The following is a 21,149-nucleotide window of genomic DNA, read 5'->3' as shown; positions in this document are numbered from 1 at the left end:
GATTAAAGATGAACAAACACAGTCACAGAATAAAAAAGGGATATGGCCAGTCTTTACGGAACTGGGAAAGGATAGAAAATCCCGCCACCCGCAGGATGCAGCCCAATGCCTTTGCCGAAATGGGTTGGGGCCGCCTGGTGTTCGGCCATACCTTTGAGAATAATGAAGGCATGGTAACTGCCATGTGTTCCCACGGCCGGGACACAAGGGATATTGCCATGTACGTCATTGATCCCCATGTGATCATTTCCATGGCCCCGGATAAGCTGTTTATAGACCCTTCCCATACCTTTCGTTTATGGCACTATGATCACCGCTGCAACAATACGGAAGACAGCCGGGTAATCACCATCCAGCGCCTGTCCACCCCGCAGGAGGCCGACCAGGTCAACCGGATTTATGCCAAATGCCACATGAAAGGGGCCCACCCTGATTTCCTTCTGGATAAACGGGCCACAAAGCTTCGTACCTACCTTGTGGCCAAGCTGGCTGACAGCGGCCAGGTGGTGGGCACCATTACAGGCGTTGACCATGTTGCGGCGTTTGATGACCCTGAAAACGGATGCAGCCTGTGGTCCCTGGCCGTGGATCCCCAGGCCGGGGTCCCGGGGGTGGGCACGCGCCTGGTGCGTCATCTGGCGTCCCACTATTTCACCAAAGGCCGGACCTTTATTGATGCCAGCGTCATGCACGATAACCAAGTCGCCATTCCTTTGTACGAAAAGCTGGGGTTCCAGCGGGTGCCGGTGTTCTGCATCAAGCGTAAAAATTCCATCAACCAGACCTTGTATGTACCGGATCACGATGCGGTGCAGCAGATGAATCCCTATGCCAGGCTCATTGCCGACGAGGCAAAAAAGCGCGGCATTATAGTGGATGTCATTGATGAGGCATACGGCCTTTTTGATTTGAGTCTGGGCAGCCGTTCAATCACCTGCCGGGAATCTTTGTCTGAGATGACATCTGCTGTTGCCATGACCAAGTGCGATGACAAGCGATTGACCCGGAATCTTGTGGTCCGGGCCGGCATCCGCACCCCGGCCCAGATCCGGCATAAAGATATGCCCACCTCCATGACGTTTATGCAGCAGCAGGGCAGGGTGGTGGTCAAACCGGCCAGAGGAGAGCAGGGCGCCGGTATCAGTGTGGATATCAGTGAGCCTGATGAACTTGAAACTGCCATAGAAAGTGCCGGTGAGATTTGCTCGGACATTCTCATTGAGACCTATGTTAAAGGGGAGGATCTAAGAATTATTGTGATCAACCACGATGTTGTGGCAGCTGCCGTGCGAAAACCCCCGGCCATTAGCGGTACGGGCAGCCATACCATCCGTGAACTGATCGACAAACACAACAGGCGGCGAATGGCGGCCACCGGCGGGGAAAGTTGTATCCCTGATGATGCAGAAACCCTTCGTTGCCTGAACAAAGAGGGGCTGGATTATGAAACCGTCCTTGAAAACGGCCGCACTGTGGTGGTGCGCAAAACAGCCAATCTCCATACCGGCGGGACCATCCATGATGTGACCGATGAGATCTCGCCTGCTTTGAAACAGGCGGCCGTGACCGTAAGCCAGGCACTGGATATCCCGGTCACAGGTCTTGATTTCATGGTGCCCGACATCAGCGGAGACGACTACGCTTTTATTGAGGCCAACGAACGTCCGGGCCTTGCCAACCATGAACCCCAGCCCACGGCCCAGCGGTTTATCGATTTTTTATTTCCAGAAACTGTAACGGAATAATGCCATGAAAAATAGTAATGCCTACCTGTTGAATCAGTTGATTTCCATGCTCCAGATCCCGAGTCCGTCCGGGTATACCGACCAGATCGTCCACTATGTGTGCAATGAGCTTGATGCCCTGGATATCCCGTATAATGTCACCCGGCGCGGCGCCATCCGGGCCACACTTTCCGGCAAAGGCAGTGCCCTGGACCGGGCGGTATGTGTCCATCTCGACACCCTGGGGGCCATGGTCAGCCGCTTGAAGTCCAACGGCCGACTGGCCATCCGGCCCATTGGCACATGGTCCAGCCGGTTTGCCGAAGGGGCGCGCGTGACCGTGTTCACCGAAGGCCGGGAATATAGAGGCCGGGTGCTTCCCTTAAAGGCTTCCGGCCATGTGTACGGGGATGCCGTGGACACCCAGCCGGTCTCGTGGGACCAGATTGAGGTCCGGGTGGATGCCCGGTGCCATAACAAAGCAGACCTTGAAGCCAAAGGCTTTTGCCCGGGCGACTTCATTGCCGTGGACCCTTGTCCGGAAATTGATGACCAGGAAGGCTATATCAATGCCCGCCACCTGGATGACAAGGCCGGGGCCGCCGTGCTGTTATCCGTGGCCCGGACCATTTGCGGGTCCGGTATTGTGCTGCCCGTGGATTGCCATCTATTGTTCACCATTAATGAGGAGGTGGGCCTGGGGGCCACGGAAGTACTGCATAACGATATCACGGAAATGATCGTCATTGATTCAGCCATGACCGCGCCCGGGCAGAACTCCACCGAGTATGATGCCACCCTGGTGATGATGGATCAGTCCGGCCCCTTTGACTACCATCTGAACCGAAAACTTGCCGATCTATGCCGGAAAAACGACATATCATTTAATAAAGACCTGTTTGAATTTTACCGGTCAGATGCCGCCTCGGCCATTGAAGCAGGCAGTGACATCAGAACTGCTTTGGTGGGGTTTGGCGTGGATGCTTCCCACGGGTACGAACGCACCCATATCAGCAGTCTGAAACAGGTTGAAAGCCTCATTCTTGCTTATGTTCAGAGCGCTCCCACCTTTAACCGGGATAAAGATGAAATGGGCTCAATTACCGGTTTTCCCCACCAGCCCACCCGTGATCCCATTAATATTGAAACCTGATTATGTTGCCTTTTGGGGGTATGACTCTACTGTCCGCAGCTTCCAAGCATGGTTTTGATGGCCGGAATATCCTCGGTGGTCAGAACCGCGCCTTTTTTCAATATCTTTTTTCCCAGGCCAAAGAGGTTTTTCCGATCTTCCCTTTTTCCGGTATTCAGGGTGTTGAGCCCCTGTATATCCCGGGCGAGCCCTGCCGAGACGCAGGGCAGAATTTTTACTTAATGCAACCTGGTCGCTTTTTGTGTATATATAATCGAATTTTTATCAAAAAGAATCTATAAGGAATTAAAATGAAAGTTGATTTAGACAAGGTTAGTTATGTTCTTGGACAAAGTGTTGGTGGCGATTTTAAAAGACAGGGATTTGAAATTGATCCTAAAATTTTTGCAGATTCATTTATTGAGGCGTTTAACGGTAAGGAATCGGCAATGCCTGTTGGTGAAATGCGGCACATTATGCAAAATTTTCAAAGAGCAATGGAGGACCAAAAACAGGCAAAACAGATGGAATCAGGTAAAAAGAATATTGAAGCCGGAGAAAAATTTCTCGAAGAAAATAGTAAAAAAGAAGGGGTTAAAACCACTGAAAGCGGACTTCAGTATAAAGTGATCATTGAAGGCAGCGGAAAAAAGCCCGCTGCTACCGATACCGTTGAAACGCATTATGAAGGTAAGACCCTTGAAGGTAAAATCTTCGACAGTTCATACAAACGTGGGCAAACAACAACTTTTCCACTCAATGGCGTCATAAAAGGGTGGACGGAAGCGCTTCAGCTTATGGCTGAGGGATCAACATATGAACTGTATATTCCGTCTGAGCTTGCTTATGGATCAGCCGGCAGTGGGGGAACGATTGAACCGTATTCGACATTGATTTTCACGGTTGAACTTGTTGCAATAAAATAGAGATTTATCGGAAACAAAGGGTTTGGTTTTAACTTCTGCCACGGCTTTATGGACAACGGTTGACGCAGGGATAACCATTTAATATTACATCAAAAATTATGGATACTGAGCCAATAGCCACCTTTTGCTGGCCGATGTTAAAATCAACCCCGGGCTTTCTTTCTAAATTCCTTTCAACAGCCAATACCAAACCGGTAGCGTCAGAAAAGAAAGAGGAATCCCGATTCCAAGCATCAGGCTGATCAAGGGAGGATTTAATTTGTAATTAGACGCCACGATTCCGGCTGAAATCATGGGTGCCATGGCAGCTTCAAAAATGGTTACCTGTATAACCGTACCGCTGTTTTTTAAAATGCCCACATAGAGCAAGGTCATTATGGCTGGCCCCATAATCAACTTATAGAAGAGCCCAAGGGCCAGGGGGGCGGTCTCTCCTTTCAATAGGCCCAGCTGTAATTGAAATCCTACGGACACCAGAGCCAGTGGCGTGAGGGTTCCGCCTAACTGAACCAGGGTGAAATTAAACCACTCAGGAAATTGAACCTGTTTTAGGAGCAATGCGGCAACCAAGGCCAGAAATGGTGGAAAAGTTAATATTTTGTTAAAGATGTTACGAATGTTCACTGCACCGGAAGAACTCAGACTCGCTGCAAAAATACCCAAGGTAGACAACACAAAAAAAGAACCTGCCAAATCTGCCACAACACCCACGCCCAGCCATTGGCTGCCATAGTATGCCTGGATCATCGGAAGGCCCACAAAAGAAGTGTTCCCAAGCCCCCCGACCAGGACAAGGGCACCAATGGTGGACCGGGAGAATTTTAATTTTTTGCCTGCAAAATAGAAAAAAACCGCACCCAAACCGAATAATATCCAGGCCATAAGCCCTGTGTAAATCAATTCACGGGTTATGGCCAAGGTATGAATGTGATATAATGCAAGGGATGGTAACGAGATATAAATAATGAACCCGTTAAGGGCGTCTGGTGTATTTGCCGGGCATTGAGAAATTTTGCGAAGCATGGTTCCGGCCAGCAGGCAAACGATCAGCAGTATTATGTTGGACATACGTTTTCCTCAAGTTTTTGCAGCATGATCTGCACCTGCGTCATTTCCGCATAGAGTTCAACATTGCGGTTGTTCTTGTTTTTTTGAACCTTTGGGTCTTCTCCCCCCTCGCTTTTCTTTTTTGCTTTTCGTTGTTACAGGCTTTTTCGACATCATATGCTTTGTTGTGATAGCATATCATAACAGAATCACTGCTCATTTATATGCCAGATCATTGGGTGTGCCGCTTGCGTCAGGCCGTCAGGCCCGGGTTGCCGGGGCATATCCACGCATCTTTCAATCGCTCCCGGTGACGATGAAACCCTTTCTTCCATGCCGTCCAGGTCATCAATTCCAGAAAATGACGCTCATCCATAATATGTCGCCACAGATCCGCGTTTTCAAAACAATCAAGGTTAATCTGCAAGCCGTTGAGCAGTTGCAATCGATCGTTTAGAGGGCGATTCTATCGCGGCTTTACGGAATCCGGGGTCTCCTTTGTACCGTTGGATCAACCTTTTGAAATTCGAGACCACCCGCATGTCATCTGGGTGGTGGTTGTAAAATATATCATTCAATATGTATTTCCCTTATCATTGTTAAAATACATTATAATTTCATCGACCAGAGTTATACAATTTCTTTTCGGCAATATCAATTGTCCAACAAGGCCGCCGATGCCGGCGCATAATTGTCTGTTTCATCCGTATAATGTCAAAAATGGTGTGATATCCCGGAATTCTGCTAACCTTAACAGGGTCAATCCAAGCCCGGATACGCCATTCATCAGACCGGGTATGATATTTCCCTCATTGATGGAAAGCAGTTTCCAGTATCCATGCTCCTGATGAAACCGGATGATTTTTTGGGCACTTTGTCTTGCACACCGGAGGTAATCCTCTTTGTTGAGGATTTTACCCGCTTCATTTAGAAAATATATATTTCCCATGTCTCCGCAGCAGGCATGGAACTTATCATGATTCATATTCCTTTTGGCAGCTAGAACAGCATGGTCAATATCTTCTTTTATTCTCTTATCCCCACCGGCAATATTCAGCAGCGCCAGCCTTTCAAGCCCGATCCCCGGGGCTCCGGAACACCATCCGGTCATGAATGTCTTTTTACCCGCCCTGGTTTGTAAATCAGGCCAGTCATTTTCAAACGGGCAAAAAATACTGCGTTCAAACTCCAGGCTTTTTTGAATGGCGTTAAGAAAGATTTTATCCTGGCGGATTTCATATAATTTCAACAAGGCGTAAGCGATCCCCGAAGACCCGTGTGCCATGCCGGCCAGTTCTTTATTCACCTGGGTAATATGAAATCCGCCTTTTCGCAAATTTTGAAATGTTAAAATATGGTTTCCCATCAGGACAGCCAGATTCAATAATGATTTATCCGCAGTCAAACCATACAGTTTCAAAAGAGACAGCAAAACACCTGAAAGGCCGTCAGTGAAGTCTATACGCTTTTCTTTAACAATATCATTCTCATTGACCATCAAGGCGTACCGCAAGGCTGTGTCCACAAGACCTGTATCCCCAAAAAGCCTGCCGCATTCAGTCAAGGCGTATATAAATGAAAAATATCCATGAAAAACAGAAAACCGCCTGACGGGAATTTTATGTTTATCTGTAAAACCCAGGACACTTTCCGCGTATTTCAAAAAACCCAGGGCACAGGTTTTATACTTCAGATCTTTGGTGACAAAAAAAAGGTTTGCCAGAAAGACAGCAACACCGGTAACGCCCCGATACAACGAAAAATCGGACATACAATAGCGTAAATAGTCAGACCCAGGGGCAGAAGGTTTCAGGTCAAGCCACATATTTCCCTGCTCCGTAGTGAAAGAGACTTTAAGGATTGAATCGGCTATTTGTTTTGCTGTTTCAAGAAAGCATGCCTCTTTTTCCCCGCAATGATCTGAAACCCCAGGTTTGATCTGTGTCATCTTTAAAGCGGTGCCAACCAGTTTTACATGCCAATCCAATCGAGCGGTATCTAAGCTTTCTAATCTTTTAAGAAAAGCATCAAAATTTATTTGCTGGAAAAATACGGGGACATCATTATTTCTGAGGTGTTGCTTTTCCTGATCCAGGAATTCATATAGATCCGGGCTGAAATTGAATTGGCAGATCCTCTCCAGGGCCACATAAAAAGCGCTTCCGGAACTTAAAAGATCCGGGCTGTGGGCCCAGAACAGAATTTTTTGATATAGTTTCGTATCCCGGATTACCTTCCTGGTCTTTGACTCGAAAAGAGCCCTTTTTCTTTTAATGCTGTCCGCAATCTGTTTCTTATTGTCATAAAAGAAACGAAAAGCATTTGTGTAACCTCTTGTTACGTCTTTAACATAATGGGTGACAGCAATTTTTTCACCATCGAGTTCCGGCATGTTATCGGTAAATTCAATCTCCGTCATTTTGTAATCAAGTGACAACTGGTCCGTTGCGACATTGATCCATGCAGGCCTTCTGATTTTAATCTTTCGTTTGCAGGTCCCGCCGATACCACTGGTTACAAACGCCCTGCCGTTTTCATTTTTATACCACAAAGGCAGATTCCCTGAATTCAAGGGCGCAAGTTCCAGGGGGAGAAACGCGTCGGGACAATTGTGAAATTCAGGGGACAGCCGCAAAACCTCTTCCCGGAAAATTCCTTCAAGATCAACGGGTACGGGACACTCTCCATGGGGGATAAAGTTGTCATGATGAAAATCATATCCCGCCGTTAAATGAATAAGAAAAAGGAGCTGGCCATGCCGTTGGTAAAATCTGCTGATATCGTCATCATGCCGGCACGGCTTTTTTTCAATATATTCCATCCAGCCATAGGCCCTGCCGTCCAGAAACCTGGGCGGCTTCAGGCTTAACATATCTTTGTTTGTATTCATCAGGCCGACAAAAATGTTGAAGATCTCATCGGTTTGAAACCCGCGGGGTTTATAAACCAGTTTCTGACCCGAGGCAAATGCCAACAGCATTACCGACCTGCTATGGCCATGAAAATCAGAAAGCCCGGGATAAATCGCGATTAATGGTCCTGTCTCTTTTTTATTGAATATTGATTCGATAATCCGCTTTCTGTCTTTATGAAACCTTCCCAGCATTTCACCCACACTGTTGATAATCCCCAATGATCTGACAGATAATAATCTGGCGGCCATTGGATAACGGTTAAAAAAATCTTTCCGGCCTCTATTGGTCCCCAATATTTTCGTTGCGTAGAACTGATACCGCCGGTGCGGGGTTTCACCTTTTAACAATTGTTTGCGGGAACATTCCTTGACATCATAGGCGATTGATCTTCTCACGATATCAGACAGCATTAATAATAAAAAACGCGATAAAATGTCTCTGACGCCATCGCCGACATCATAGGCCGATGCCAGCCTGCTAAGGGCTTTTTCTATAAAAACATTCAAAAAATGGGGAAACAGAGGGGTTTTATTGAGATTAACACCGTAAAGATCCTTTTCAGTCCCGGAAAATTTCACTAATCTTTCAGCAGTGAACTTAAGGGGTGAGCCTGTTTTTTCATTCGCAGGTCTGGTATGCGTCATTACCTGAAGAAAGAAAAGGGCCCACTTTGGCAGATTATCCGTCATAAGAGAACGCAAGGATAGATAATCGGACAAACCGGAACGATTTAATCCGATTTTATTCAGCCGCTCTTCAAAAACAGCCTGGCTCGAAAAAATCCGGTATATCTTTTCCCAGCGGTGAATACAGGTATTAACCTCATGTATGGCCTTTTGGTCCCTTTTGATTTGAGTGTCGGGATATTTTTCCCACTCATCCGGGAAAACACAGCGTTCAAGGATTGATATCAGATTCCGGTCCAAATTCAACGCCGGGCCTCTGCCTGAAGACCGCCGCAGTTCGCGGATTCAGCCCAATATTTATCCCTGACCGGATTGGCGGTTAATCCAAGATAGGCTTTAACTTCAATGGGATCATCTTCAGAATACACAAATTTAAAATGATTGATGGTCCGAACAATGAGCACCTGTCCATCTTTCTCCCAGGAATAACCGGTCCAGTTTAGAAGCGTCTCTTTTTTTTCCTCAGTACACAAGGATCTTTCGCAAAGATGGTTTAGAAAGGAGCCGATTTTATTGGGGTTCAGGAATTTTTCCTTAAAGGAAAACTCAAAACCAATTTTTTTATGAAGCCGGGTCCCAACATCCATATCAAGGGCAAAATGAGGATTAATATATTCAACGCCCATTTCCAGTATGCTGTCTATTTGATCAAAATCCCCTTCCCATTCCATATGTTCCAATAAGGCTGTAACATCCTGTGGGGAAAACCGCTCCAGACAAATTCTCAAGGGGCTGTCTGCTCTTCCAAGCATGACGCCAATTTGAAAAAACGCCGCATCAGCAGAGGAATATCTGATACATTTTTTAATCGTATCTTTAATTGGAGGCCGGGTATAGCTGTCTGAAAAATTCTCCAGGATCGGAGTAATCAACCGGCTGTATTGCTGCTCAATCTGTCTGATCTTTTTTTCTTGGCCATGGTTAAAATTTTTCAACGGATAAAAAAACAGACAGGGCTCCGGCAGTTTTGTTTTCATCAACCGGCTAAAATCAAATTCCAGCCAGATATTTAAAATGTGTTCATCCTCAATGGATTTTGCTTTATTCCACAGGCGGAAAAAATGATACAGCATTATCCAGATCTCATTGTCCTTCAATGATAATGCCCGATCCATTTCCAGATAGTCCTTGATGAATCTTTTTTTTTCCGAACGGACAAAACACAGTGAGACATCAGCGAATTTTTCCTGCCGTTTTAAATAGGTTTCAAAAATATAGCGATAGCAGGCTAAGGATTCAAAACGAGAAAAACCATCATTGAATAATTGAAAATTTTCCTTTGAAAAAATATGAAAGCAATGATTATTTTCCAGAAGATGAATTGTATCTGAAAGATTCCATTTCAGCATACCGATATCTTCCAGCCCTTAAAAAGGCGTATGTCCTGCCATTCCAACCGGCATTTCAGGATTCTTTTCATTCATTTTTTTTAACCTTGCATTTATTGAATAAAAACTTTTCTTGCGGCCACGGATTCATTCAACTGATCCAGATAGGGCCGGAAATACCGGTTTACGAACCTTAGCATGTTGCCGTTCTCAGGATATACGACAAAGGTGAACTTCCCCAGTCCCAATTCTTCCCGGAATTCAATATGTTTTTTTATTGACGCGGCTATCAATGGTATGGCGATCCCGTAGGCCTGAAACTCTTCCCGGACAAAAAGACAGGTATAGCGGATTGTATCAGGGGCAATTCGATGGGTTATTGACCAGCCTGCGATTTCTGATTGATATATCAGCCCGAAACTATTCAGGGGTTCACGTATATGGGGATCATTAAAAGGAGAAAGGTTCGGGGGGTACCAGGGCGTTTCATTTTCCGGGCAGCGTAACCGCTGTTTCTTTTCCCGGCTGATATCCTTCCAGGGAATAATGGAAAAACGGGTCAGGGGGAACGCTTTTTGCCACCAGGCCGCTTTCCGCATCAATTCCAGATGGCCGCGCCCGATATGGGCCCGGATTTTAAAATCGGAAAATCCGCATTTTTTTAAACTATTTTCTACCTGATCCGAAAAATTTCTACCCCTTTCAAATACAGTATACACCTCTTTTACATGCCTATCTTTCAGGTTTTCATTAAGCTTTGATAATAATGTGGCTGCGATTCCGCGGTTCCTATGTTCCGGATCCGTAAAAAGGCTTAACAACCGGGCCTTTTTTTCCACATGGTTCAAAAAGGCGATTGCCAGTCCTGCCGCTACCCCAAAACACATGCACCCATAGGCGACAACATCCATATCATCTGTGTCCGGAAAATTTTTTATCATTTTCCAATAGACCGGATAGGTCATTTTTTGAAACAGGGGCAGCAGATCCCTGTTCAGAAGGCAATACTCGTACATGGTGTTCGATTCCTTGTGTGCTATCGGGCATCAATCCCGGGAACAACAGCCGTTCTAAAATCACAAGAGGCGACCACTTGTCCGCAGGCTTGTATTTTTCCTTTGAAAAAAAAGGCATTGTTCATTTTTTCCATGAAACTCACTTCAATCAACAGGCTTTCTCCCGGTTTTACCATTTTTTTAAATTTGGCATTCTCAACCCTGGCGATGACTGGAATGTCACCATTCCCAAGGCGGTTGAACCGGGAAACATAGACAGCCCCGGCCTGGAACATCATTTCCAATAGTATCACGCCGGGCATAACCGGCTTATCCGGAAAATGCCCCTTAAAAAAATATTCATTCGTCTTTACGCGATAGGTGGCTGTCACCCTGTCCTTGCCCAGATAAAGGATCGAATCAATAAAAAGGAAAGGCGCTCTCTGGGGCAGATAATTGATTGTATCCCCCATGTTATTTAAAGCCCCCCGTCCACATCATAAACGGATCCCGTAATATAGGAAGCATATTCGGAGGCCAGGAATAAAACAACGAAAGCCACCTCATCCATAAGGCCAAACCGTCCCATTGCGATCCTTTTGCGATACTCTTTTTTTAGATCCGCGGGCAGGTCTTCAATAAACCCGGTGTCAATAAATCCCGGCGAAACACAATTTACCGTAATATTGCGTTTGGCTGTTTCTCTGGCAAGACACTTGGTAAAGGCAACCATTCCCGCTTTTGAAGCAGCATAATTGGTCTGGCCGGGAAAACCCAAATGCCTGCCGGCAGATGTGATGGAAATAATTCTTCCATACCGATGGCGCATCATGTTTAAAACGGCGAATTTGCTCATGTTGTAAACGCCGGTAAGGTTCACATCAATTACGGATTGCCAGTCCCGGGGCTTCATCATCCCAAGAACGCAATCTTTCCTGGTTCCCGCGTTATTCACCAGTACGGATAAGGCATCATCCCTTGTATCCAGTTCCCCGTAGAAAGCTTCCACATCCCGGTAAGAGGCAACATCACATTTAACAATGCATAGATCTTGATGACGACTTTCTTCCCTCATTTTTTGAGCGGCCCCATGGTCTTTTGAATAGGTGGCAATGACCCTTGCGCCGTGTCTTAAAAATAATTCGGCAACCGCTCTGCCGATTCCTTTTGTGCCGCCGGTAACCATTACCAGTTTTTTGTTGAAATCAAAATCTAACTTCATATTAAGTGTTCAACCTGGACTCAATATACTGGACTGAGCTTTCCACAGTTACAAAGTTGGGATAGTCCTCTTCCGGGATCTTTATGGCGCATTCCCGGCGAAGGGACATGATGATATCCAGAAAATCCATTGAATCAAAATTAATCTGGTCCTTTATGCTGACCGCGTCGTCAAGGCCGGAAAAGTCTTCATCCGGTGCGATCTCTTTAAAGATCTCAATCAATAAGTTTCTGATTTCCTCTTTTTTCATGGGGCATCCTCTCCGGAATCAATCTTTTTTACAACAACAGAGGCGTTAATCCCTAACATACCGAAACTGTTATTTAAAATATAACGGATATGTTTTTTAGGCGCTTTTTTATTCGCTATCAGATTTTCCATGGCGCATTCAGGATCCAGCGTATCAATATTTATGGCGGGATGAACCATCCCGTCGCTAAAAGAGGGCAGATTGCCCGCAAGCTCCATGGCACCCGCCGCTCCCATTGTATGTCCGGTGCACCCTTTGGTATTATTAATAAAGGTCGTTTTCAGATCGGGAAAAACTTTTTTGATGGCGTTTATCTCCTGAATATCGCCCACAGGCGTTGACGTCGCATGGGTATTAATAATATCAATATCCGCGGATTTCAATCCGGCCCGTTCAAGGGCCAGCTGCATACAGGCGGCCTGGCCTTTTGCACTGGGTACGACCGGATCAGAAGCGTCTGAGCAGACGGCGCATCCGATAATTTCGCCATAGATTTTCTCAGCCCCCCTTTTTTGTGCATTTTCCAATGTCTCCAGCACAAAAAGGGTTCCTCCTTCTGAAATGACAATCCCGTTCCTGTTTTTATCAAAAGGTCTGCTCACCTTTTCGGGATCCTTATGGGAACCCAGTGCCATCTGGTTTTTAAACGCTGAAAAGATAATAAAAGAATGGATACTTTCCGACACGCCTCCGGCGACAGCAATATCAACATCCCCCAAAAGAATCATCTGGTACCCCTGGATAACCCCCAGATTCCCGGCGGCACAGGCCCCCCCCACGCAGTAATGAGGCCCTTTTATTTTCAGGTTCAAGGATACTTCTCCGGCAGGATTATTGGATACAATCCGGGAATTTAAATGATGGGACAAAAATTGCAGATCATAATCGTTTTCCGCAATTTTACGAAACGTGTCCGTCGTCTCCACCATGCCATGCTCGGTAATCCCTATGTAGACGCCCAGCCGTGACGTGTCGGTCCGGCAGATATCCAATCCGGCGTCAAGAAGCGCTTCCCGGGCACAATATATCGCTATGGACCCTGCTCTTGTTCCTCTTCTCAGTTCTTTTCTGTTTTGATATTTTAATGGATCATAGTCACAGGCACCCGCCGGAATACTTCCCAGAAAAGGTATTTTACGTTCTTTGATACCCGATTTCCCATTAAGCAAATTTTTTCTGAATTCCGATAGGGTATTGCCGATGGGAGATATAATGCCTGTGCCTGTGATGACGACTCTTTTAGTATTAATCATTCATTGCCTGGTAGGCCCAGGTATTGCCCACCGCAACCAAAATGGTATTGACGAATCCTCCCACCGGTCCGTTATCAGTGATATTCTCCTGGAAGCATTCCTGACGCTGCGCACTTTTGCCGCCGGCAACCATTTCCAGCTCCTCGTCAGATAATTCGCCATTGATCATTTTTTCAGGGTTCTCCGGAAGGATAAAATGCAAATCACACGGTTTGCTCTCATGGATGGTAATATTTACAAAATCAGGAATATCAACACCAAATGCCAGCTTCAGAGCCTGTTTGGGATCATTCAACAATTGCTGCCTGAAATCATCATCATCCCAGGCTTTTCGAATGATTTTTTCCATCATCTCATTTTTAATCATTACGACTCCTTATGAAGTTGAATTCGTGTTAGGTGGTTAACACTACCCTGGCAGTTTTTTAAGCTGTCAGCACAGCCCGGGAGCAAGATACCGCTTGCATCAGGATAGTACGTTCTTTTTGTTCAATCGAGATATAGCAGAGAAAAAAAAGAGTATCAAGTACTCGAAATGGGGAACAGGTTTCCAATATGTACCTCCCGGGTCAAGGCAAAACCAGCAAACAGGCGGTCAGCCGACCTTTTGCATAAAGGATTGCCAGAACGGAAAGGGACAGATCATAACCTGCGTCCGCCATGTTCTGCTCGGCCTGGACCAGAAGGGTGTTGGCGTCCATGATATCCATGCTGTCCTTCATGCCGAATCTGAATTGTTCCTCAACGGCATTAAAGTTTTCCCCGGCTGCTGCAAGTTCCTGTTCAAGGTTAACAAGAATTGCCTTTTTAGCTGTGAAATTTAAGAATGCCGCTTCAGCCTCATATATCACCTGTTTTTCCAGAACCTGAAGGTCCTGCCGGGCCTTTTTGTACTCAAGCAAGGCCTTTTGCCGGGCAGCCCTGTGATAGCCGCCCGCATAAATGTTAAAAGACAGATCCGCACAGATATACGCCTCCTCCGTATCGTAGGAATAGTTTCGCCCCGCCGTCAGAGAATATGAAACATCTGTTTCCCTGTATCCGGTTTCAACGCTTAAAGCGGGCCAGAAGTTACCCTTTTCATAATCAATCTGATCCAGGGCGATTGCCAGCGCCTTTTTTGCCTGGCGTATATCTGCCCGGGTTTTGAGGGCATCTGCCTTGATCTCCTCCGGATCAAACCTTTTCCGGTTTATATCGGCCAGGCCCCGTTCATCAAGGCTGAAGGCCCGGTCCACCCCGGTCATGCGAACCAGGTCCGCCCGGTTCTGCGCTTTTTGGGTATGGGCGGACACCTGACTTGTACGGGCCTTGGCCAGCTCGGCAATGGCCCTGTGAAGATCGGTCCGGGTTACGTCTCCTGCAGCAAGCTGCTCTTGAACATGGGAAAGATGAATTTTCAGGCGGTTGATCTCGGCCAGGGCAATCTGTTCGCGCTGTTTGGCTTTAAGAATGGAAACAAAGGCGTTGGCAACATTGTAAAGGAAATCAGACCTGACAGACTCAAGGGCGTACCCGGTCAGTTCCACTTTTTTTCCGGCCATGGCAAGGTAGGTGAACTCCCGGCCATTCAGGGTATAGGACTGGCCTATATTTATGCCCAGGGTCCTGGTGTTGGGGGAGGAGGCATCATTGTTCCTGTAGCTGACCTGCTGACCGGACGCCTGAATCCAGGGGAGAAGATTGGCCAAAGCCCTTTTCCGGTCCTCAATGGCGATCCCGCAATCATCTTTTGCACTGAGAATAATCTCTGCGCTCCGGTCCGCCATGCGGCACATATCTCCCAAAGACAGTGTTGGCCCGGCTGTAACCCGGGGGGGCAAGGACATTGACAAAAACAGCAACAGCAGTTGCCACACGGAAGCGTTCTTCACATGGTTCTCCATTGGTTTTCTTTATTTTTAATGACACGCTATTGGTACAATAATATTAAACTGAGCAAAAGGGTTTTGATACATTTCGTGTTGACAAACAAAGATTTTTTTTGGCATGAAGGGCAGCTAAGGCGGCAGAGCCGCAGAAACTATAGACTGGAAACAAGAAGAAAGGAGGTTAACAATTTCTTGTTTTCTGTGACAGAAGCTCAGGAGTAAGGCAGCTAAAAAGGGAGGGCGTCATATATATGACGCGGTTTCTTTGGGCACGGGTCAAATAAAAACGGTTATGGTATGTTGCGGACGGCCTTTGCTCACATAAACAATATCAAAGGGGCGTAATTGTGACAGAATACACGCTGAAACCGTTTTATCAATTCAACCACAAAGATATATCACTAGTGATCAATATTAACAACATGCAGGCCGCATCCGTTGATAAACAGACGGCCGGCATACTTAGCCAACTATCGGCAAATCCCGCCCCTGACGCCATTTTTTCACATAAGCAGATGCTCAAATCTTTCAATCTCCTCTCCTGTGGCAAAGCCGGGACCTGTAAAACAAGTCCCCTAAAGGACGGATTTTTCATCACGAACGTGGCTCTATTTTTGACCCAGTCCTGCAATTTGCGATGCATTTATTGTTATGGTAACGGCGGGGAATACGGCAAAAAGGGCCACATGGACGAAACCACTGCCTTACAGGCCATAGACTGGTTATTGGATCAATCTGAAAAAAAGAAACAGATCAGCATTGGATTTTTTGGCGGCGAACCGTTTCTAAACTTCCCGCTGATGAAAACGGTCGTCGCATCTGCCAAAAAAAAATCCGAAGAAAAATCCAAACAAGTTTTATTTAAGGTCACCACCAATGCGACACTTTTGACTGATGAACGCATTGCCTTTATGAAAGCCCATGATATGGATGTCATGGTGAGCCTGGACGGCCCCCGGAATATCCAGGACTTACAGCGTCCCTATGCAAGCGGAAAAGGCTCCTATGAAGATGTTGCGCGCAATTGCAGAAAATTATTGAAGGTCATGCCCCAAACCCATGTACATGCCGTACTTATGGACGACAATGATCCGGGGATTATTAAAACCGCCTTGTCACAATTAGGATTTCAGAGTATCAGTATTGTCACGGCGTCTGATCCGTTATCTGATATGAATAAAAATTTTAAAAACAATAACAAAAATATGCGGCCAATCATCAGTTCAATGGAGCAAGATGCGGATAATTGGCTTATTCATATCCGTGAAAGGCGTAAAAAAGGGTTATATAATGCCCAATCAAATAGTTTGATTTACCCTGCAATTTTAGCCCTTTTTCACAACAGGAAAAAATTTTACGCCTGTGGCGCCGGTTTGGGCATGGCCAGCGTCTCCATCAACGGTGATATTTATTTGTGTCATAGATTTGTAGGTCAAAAAAAATATAAAATCGGTACGGTGTTTAACAAAGAACTGGATCGGGAAGAATATAAAAAAAACGTGACTTGTAATGAATTTTGCCAAGATTGTTTTGCCCGGTATTATTGTGCCGGCGGTTGTAAATATGATAACGTGAGCAAGTGGGAATCTGTTTTCCAACCCGCCGAAGATATCTGCCAAGTCAAACGCCGGGAATTAGAGCTGGCAGCATATGTTGTCAGCTGCCTTGACGAAAGCGATAAAGCCTGGTTGATTAATGAGGATGTTCTACCGCCCAAACCTTGTATGCTGGATTTTTAGTAAATTACGAATAATCCGTATGTAAAATCCGGCGTAAACACAGTATATATCAACATAAAGGAGAGAGACATGTCCATGGAATCTGCCCGGGAATTTATGGAAAGAATACAAAATGATAAAATCTTTCGGGATAAGGTGGCTGCATGTAAAGACAAAGAATCCAGAAAAGCGTTTGTTGAGTCTGAAAATCTTCATTTTACCAATGAAGATCTTTTACGGTTAAAGGCCGAATCAACGTCCAATAATGAACTGAAATCTTTGATTTATAAACACCTGAACAATGAAATTACCAAAGAAGAATTCGATAAACGTATGGAATCGGTTGAACTGACTGACCAGCAGTTGGGTGATGTCGCCGGTGGCTTCTGCCTGGACACGGGCTGGGAGATTGATTCTTGTTTTAGAATTTGTGTTGAATTGTTTGGTTGACCCTTTTCATAATCGGATCTGATCCGGGGAGATTGCCCATGCCTTTTTTGCCTCAAGTATATCTGCTCAGCCTTTGAGGGTCACTGCCTTGATTTTTTCCAGATTAAAACCTTTATCGTTTTTATATCAGCTAAGCCCCGTTCACCAAGGAATCCAAAATTTTGGAACAGTCGATATTCAGAAAAAAAACATTAGACACGCTTTCCTCGCCGGAACAATTGGACCGGGTGATGACGGTCACCCGTCCCATGGGGTGGATGGCCCTGGCAGGCTGTTTTATACTGATTGCCATTGCCTTTCTTTGGGGAATCAAAGGAAATATTCATACCACTGTTCAGGGGCAGGGAATTTTGCTCAGGGAGGGCGCCATATATGACGTGGTCTCTTTGGGCACAGGCCAGGTCAAAAAGATCATGGTATCTGTGGATGATGCTGTGACCAAAGGCCAGGTGATTGCAACTCTGTCTTTGCCCGGCCAGGATCAACAGCTCAGGCAGGAGCGTGAGCAGCTTGCAAATCTTGAGTCGGAAAAAAAAATGATTTTAACCCTTGGGGACAAGACCACCCTGCTCAAGCGCAAAACGCTGGCCAACCAGCGCAAAACCATTGAAAAGGCCATTGCCGGGGCCAGAGATAACCTGGCCTATATCGAGAAGGAACTGGCCAGCCAGCAGGCGTATTATAAAAAAAAACTCACCACCCGCAGTGTGATCCAGGATGTGAAAAACCGGTACCAGAAAGTCCTGAAGGAAATCATGGACTACCAGAGCCAGCTCAACGATATTTCTGCCAAGGAAATGGACCTTTCCGCCACCATTCGCAAAGAACGGTTTGCCATAGAGCACAAAATCTCCCAGGTTCAGCTTAAAATCAGGGAAATCCAGGCCACCAGGGATTTGGAAAGCCGGGTTGTCAGCACCCGCACCGGCCGGGTCCTTGAAATTTACACCAACAGCGGCAAGGTCATTCATACCGGTGAACCCCTCATCAGTGTTGAGGTGGAAGGCGAAAGCCATGAATGTCTTTCCGCCTTTCTTTATTTTTCACCCGGGGAAGGCAAAAAGGTGCGCGAGGGAATGAGCGCCAGGATCAGTCCATCCAACGTTAAAACAGAAGAATATGGATATATGATCGGCAAAATTCGTCAGGTGTCCAGATTCCCGGCTTCCCAGAAAGGCATGCTCCGGGTGCTCCAGAACCAGGACCTTGTGAACCGTCTCTTTGCAGGGGGCGCCCCCATATCCGTTACCGCCGGCCTGCTGGCGGACGGTGCAACTGCCGGCAGGTACAAGTGGTCCTCGGGAAGCGGTCCTGATACAACCATTGACAGCGGCACATTGTGCATGGCCGATGTTGTTGTCAGCAGCCAGCCCCCAATAGAATTGGCGCTGCCCTTTCTAAGGAAAAAACTTTTTGGTATTGGAGACGCGCAGGTGGGGTTTGAAGAAAAATAAACCAGCCATCCTTTGGCACCGCAAACGGGTCCGGACCCCCACGGTTATTCAAATGGAGGCTTTGGAGTGTGGTGCTGCCTGCCTTGGCATTGTATTGGGCTATTTTGGCAGATTTGTCCCCCTGGAAAAACTGCGCGAAGAGTGCGGGGTGTCCCGTGACGGCTCCAAAGCCGTGAACATCCTCAAGGCTGCCCGCAAATACGGTATGGTGGCCAAGGGATTCCGCAAGGAGCCCAAGGGATTGGAAACCCTTGCCCTGCCCATGATTCTGTTCTGGAATTTCAACCATTTTATCGTTTTGGAAGGGATGAAAGGCAAAAAGGTTTTTATCAATGACCCGGCAGCCGGCCCTAAAACCATATCATTGGAGGAATTGGATAAATCCTTTACCGGGGTTGTCTTGTCCCTGGAACCCGGCCCCCAATTCAGCAAAGGCGGAAATAAACCCGGGATGCTCCGTGCACTAAAAGGGCGGCTGGGGTATGTGAAGCAAGGCGTTGCATTTGCAGTCCTGGCCGGTCTTGGCCTGGTGGTTCCGGGATTTATTATCCCCACTTTTTCCAAGGTGTTTGTGGATGATATTCTGGTGGCCCAAAAAACCTATTGGTTCAAGCCGATGCTTCTGGGTATGGGTGTGTGCCTGGTGCTGCAGATAGTGCTGAACTGGCTCAAGGAAACAGCGCTTTTGCGCCAGCAGATCAAGCTGGCCGTGGCCACATCTTCACAGTTTTTCCACCACGTTTTAAGGCTGCCCATTGCCTTTTTCAACCAGCGATACGCAGGAGAAATTTCCACCCGGGTCCAGCTCAATGACCGGGTGGCAGTATTGTTGTCCGGAGACATGGCCACGGCCGGCTTAAGCCTGATTAATATGGTTTTTTATGTGGTGCTGATGGCATATTATGATATCACCCTCACCGGTATCGGCGTGTCCGTTGCCGGTTTGAACTTTTTGTTCTTATCCTGGGTGTCAAGAAAGCGCAGCGATTTGAACCAGCGTGTGCTCCAGGAGCGGGGCAAACTTATGGGCACGGCCATGAACGGTATCAGCCTGATTGAGTCCATCAAGGCAACGGGATCTGAATCTGATTTTTTCAATCGCTGGGCCGGATACCAGGCCAAAGCGTTCAACGCCCACCAGGCGCTTCTCTGGTGGACCAACCTGTTAACTCCGGTGCCGGTCCTGCTCTCCTCAATCAATACCGCGGCCATTTTAGGGGTCGGTGCGCTCCGGGTTATGGACGGCGGCATGACCATGGGGACCCTGGTGGCGTTCCAGAGCCTGATGAACTGCTTTATGGCACCGGTCCAGCAGATGGTAACCCTGGGCGGCCAGTTCCAGGAGGCTGTCGGAGATATGAACCGTTTGGACGACGTTATGTCCTACGCCCAGGACAGCCAATACCAGCAGGCAGACAGCCAGGCCCTGCAGGATAAAAATCAGGTGAAGCTGACCGGCGAACTGACCATCAAAGATTTGACCTTTGGGTACAGTCCGTTGGAGCCGCCTTTGATCGAGAATTTTAATCTCAGGGTTACGCCCGGCGCCCGGGTGGCCATTGTGGGCACATCCGGGTCCGGCAAATCCACCATCGCAAAAATTATCTGCGGCCTTTACCAGCCCTGGCAAGGCGATGTCCTGTTTGACGGCAGCCCCCGCCACAACATTCCCAAAGCGGTCATGCTCAACTCCCTGTCCTATGTTGACCAGGATATTTTTTTGTTTTCCGGTTCTGTCCGGGAAAACCTGAACATGTGGAATACGGCCCTGGCCAATGCCGACATTGTCCGGGCGGCAAAGGATGCGGCCATACATGAGGATATCTCTGTTCGTGCCGGCGCCTATGACGGTGAAGTGGCCGAGGGAGGGCAAAATTTTTCAGGCGGACAGCGGCAGCGGCTGGAAATTGCCAAGGCCCTGGTCACCAATCCCAGTGTGCTGATTCTGGACGAGGCAACCTCGGCCCTGGACCCGGAAACTGAAAAAAAGATCGATATTGCCCTGAGACGGCGGGGCTGCACCTGTCTGATTGTGGCCCACCGCCTTTCCACCATCCGGGACTGTGACGAAATTATCGTATTGGACCAGGGCAAGGTGATTCAGCGGGGGATACACAATGAACTTAAGCTTCAGGACGGACCCTATCGAAGGCTGATTGAGAACTGACCATGACCCGG

General features: G+C 47.2%; 18 protein-coding genes. 7 read left to right on the top strand and 11 right to left on the bottom strand.

Annotation, left to right across the window (positions count from 1 at the left end):
• Positions 1-8: 8 nt before the first annotated feature.
• The 3 genes from ngg (at position 9) to bamJ (ending at position 3,782) form a co-directional block, all read left to right on the top strand.
• A complete protein-coding gene (ngg, locus tag Q366_RS02400; RefSeq protein WP_035235958.1) occupies positions 9-1,745 on the top strand; it encodes an N-acetylglutaminylglutamine synthetase in 1,737 nt (578 codons plus the stop codon).
• 4 nt (positions 1,746-1,749) lie between these two features.
• Positions 1,750-2,877 (top strand): osmoprotectant NAGGN system M42 family peptidase, encoded by a 1,128-nt coding sequence (locus tag Q366_RS02395; protein ID WP_035235957.1) that lies wholly within the window; start codon positions 1,750-1,752, stop codon positions 2,875-2,877.
• A gap of 290 nt (positions 2,878-3,167) precedes the next feature.
• Positions 3,168-3,782 (top strand): BamJ family beta-barrel-assembly machinery protein, encoded by a 615-nt coding sequence (bamJ, locus tag Q366_RS02385; protein ID WP_035235953.1) that lies wholly within the window; start codon positions 3,168-3,170, stop codon positions 3,780-3,782.
• A 162-nt stretch (positions 3,783-3,944) separates the two neighbouring features.
• Here the strand turns inward: bamJ and Q366_RS02380 are convergent, their stop codons facing one another.
• The 11 genes from Q366_RS02380 to Q366_RS02335 form a co-directional block, all read right to left on the bottom strand.
• Complete coding sequence (locus Q366_RS02380; protein WP_035235951.1) at positions 3,945-4,850, bottom strand: AEC family transporter; 906 nt, start codon at positions 4,848-4,850, stop codon at positions 3,945-3,947.
• A gap of 232 nt (positions 4,851-5,082) precedes the next feature.
• Positions 5,083-5,205 (bottom strand): hypothetical protein, encoded by a 123-nt coding sequence (locus Q366_RS22130; RefSeq protein ID WP_281175458.1) that lies wholly within the window; start codon positions 5,203-5,205, stop codon positions 5,083-5,085.
• A 324-nt stretch (positions 5,206-5,529) separates the two neighbouring features.
• The gene (gene lanM, locus Q366_RS02375; protein ID WP_156968088.1) at positions 5,530-8,670 is read right to left on the bottom strand and encodes a type 2 lanthipeptide synthetase LanM; all 3,141 of its coding nucleotides are present in this window, start codon (positions 8,668-8,670) and stop codon (positions 5,530-5,532) included.
• Between the two features lie 2 nt (positions 8,671-8,672).
• A complete protein-coding gene (locus tag Q366_RS02370; protein ID WP_035235947.1) occupies positions 8,673-9,779 on the bottom strand; it encodes a hypothetical protein in 1,107 nt (368 codons plus the stop codon).
• A 92-nt stretch (positions 9,780-9,871) separates the two neighbouring features.
• Positions 9,872-10,774 (bottom strand): GNAT family N-acetyltransferase, encoded by a 903-nt coding sequence (locus Q366_RS02365; protein ID WP_035235945.1) that lies wholly within the window; start codon positions 10,772-10,774, stop codon positions 9,872-9,874.
• Between the two features lie 20 nt (positions 10,775-10,794).
• On the bottom strand, positions 10,795-11,226 hold the full coding sequence (gene fabZ / locus Q366_RS02360) for a 3-hydroxyacyl-ACP dehydratase FabZ (RefSeq protein WP_051957779.1): 432 nt from the start codon (positions 11,224-11,226) through the stop codon (positions 10,795-10,797).
• 5 nt (positions 11,227-11,231) lie between these two features.
• A complete protein-coding gene (locus Q366_RS02355; RefSeq protein WP_035235943.1) occupies positions 11,232-11,975 on the bottom strand; it encodes an SDR family oxidoreductase in 744 nt (247 codons plus the stop codon).
• Between the two features lies 1 nt (position 11,976).
• A complete protein-coding gene (locus Q366_RS02350) occupies positions 11,977-12,225 on the bottom strand; it encodes an acyl carrier protein (protein WP_035235941.1) in 249 nt (82 codons plus the stop codon).
• Positions 12,222-13,478 (bottom strand): beta-ketoacyl-[acyl-carrier-protein] synthase family protein, encoded by a 1,257-nt coding sequence (locus Q366_RS02345; RefSeq protein ID WP_035235939.1) that lies wholly within the window; start codon positions 13,476-13,478, stop codon positions 12,222-12,224. Before Q366_RS02345 ends, Q366_RS02350 begins: the two co-directional genes overlap by 4 nt.
• Complete coding sequence (locus Q366_RS20695) at positions 13,471-13,845, bottom strand: NHLP leader peptide family RiPP precursor (RefSeq protein ID WP_084691675.1); 375 nt, start codon at positions 13,843-13,845, stop codon at positions 13,471-13,473. The genes Q366_RS02345 and Q366_RS20695 overlap by 8 nt, the downstream gene beginning before the upstream one ends.
• Positions 13,846-14,047: 202 nt before the next feature.
• Positions 14,048-15,352, bottom strand: a complete 1,305-nt coding sequence (locus Q366_RS02335; RefSeq protein ID WP_169742918.1) for a TolC family protein — start codon at positions 15,350-15,352, stop codon at positions 14,048-14,050.
• Between the two features lie 344 nt (positions 15,353-15,696).
• Between Q366_RS02335 and nlpM the strand changes: the two genes are divergently transcribed.
• The 4 genes from nlpM (at position 15,697) to Q366_RS02310 (ending at position 21,138) form a co-directional block, all read left to right on the top strand.
• Positions 15,697-17,088: a nif11-like peptide radical SAM maturase gene (nlpM, locus tag Q366_RS02325; protein ID WP_035235935.1), complete on the top strand. Its 1,392-nt coding sequence runs from the start codon at positions 15,697-15,699 to the stop codon at positions 17,086-17,088.
• Between the two features lie 69 nt (positions 17,089-17,157).
• Positions 17,158-17,517, top strand: a complete 360-nt coding sequence (locus tag Q366_RS02320) for a Nif11-like leader peptide family natural product precursor (protein WP_035235933.1) — start codon at positions 17,158-17,160, stop codon at positions 17,515-17,517.
• A 161-nt stretch (positions 17,518-17,678) separates the two neighbouring features.
• Complete coding sequence (locus Q366_RS02315; RefSeq protein ID WP_035235932.1) at positions 17,679-18,971, top strand: NHLP bacteriocin system secretion protein; 1,293 nt, start codon at positions 17,679-17,681, stop codon at positions 18,969-18,971.
• Positions 18,958-21,138 carry an NHLP family bacteriocin export ABC transporter peptidase/permease/ATPase subunit gene (locus tag Q366_RS02310; protein ID WP_051957777.1) on the top strand — a complete coding sequence of 727 codons (2,181 nt, stop codon included), beginning with the start codon at positions 18,958-18,960 and terminating at the stop codon, positions 21,136-21,138. Before Q366_RS02315 ends, Q366_RS02310 begins: the two co-directional genes overlap by 14 nt.
• Positions 21,139-21,149: the final 11 nt, after the last annotated feature.

The organism is Desulfobacter vibrioformis DSM 8776 (assembly GCF_000745975.1).
GTDB classification, from domain to species: Bacteria; Desulfobacterota; Desulfobacteria; order Desulfobacterales; family Desulfobacteraceae; genus Desulfobacter; species Desulfobacter vibrioformis.
The sequence above is the reverse complement of the archived record's forward strand: the minus strand, read 5'-3'. Positions and strand labels throughout refer to the sequence as shown.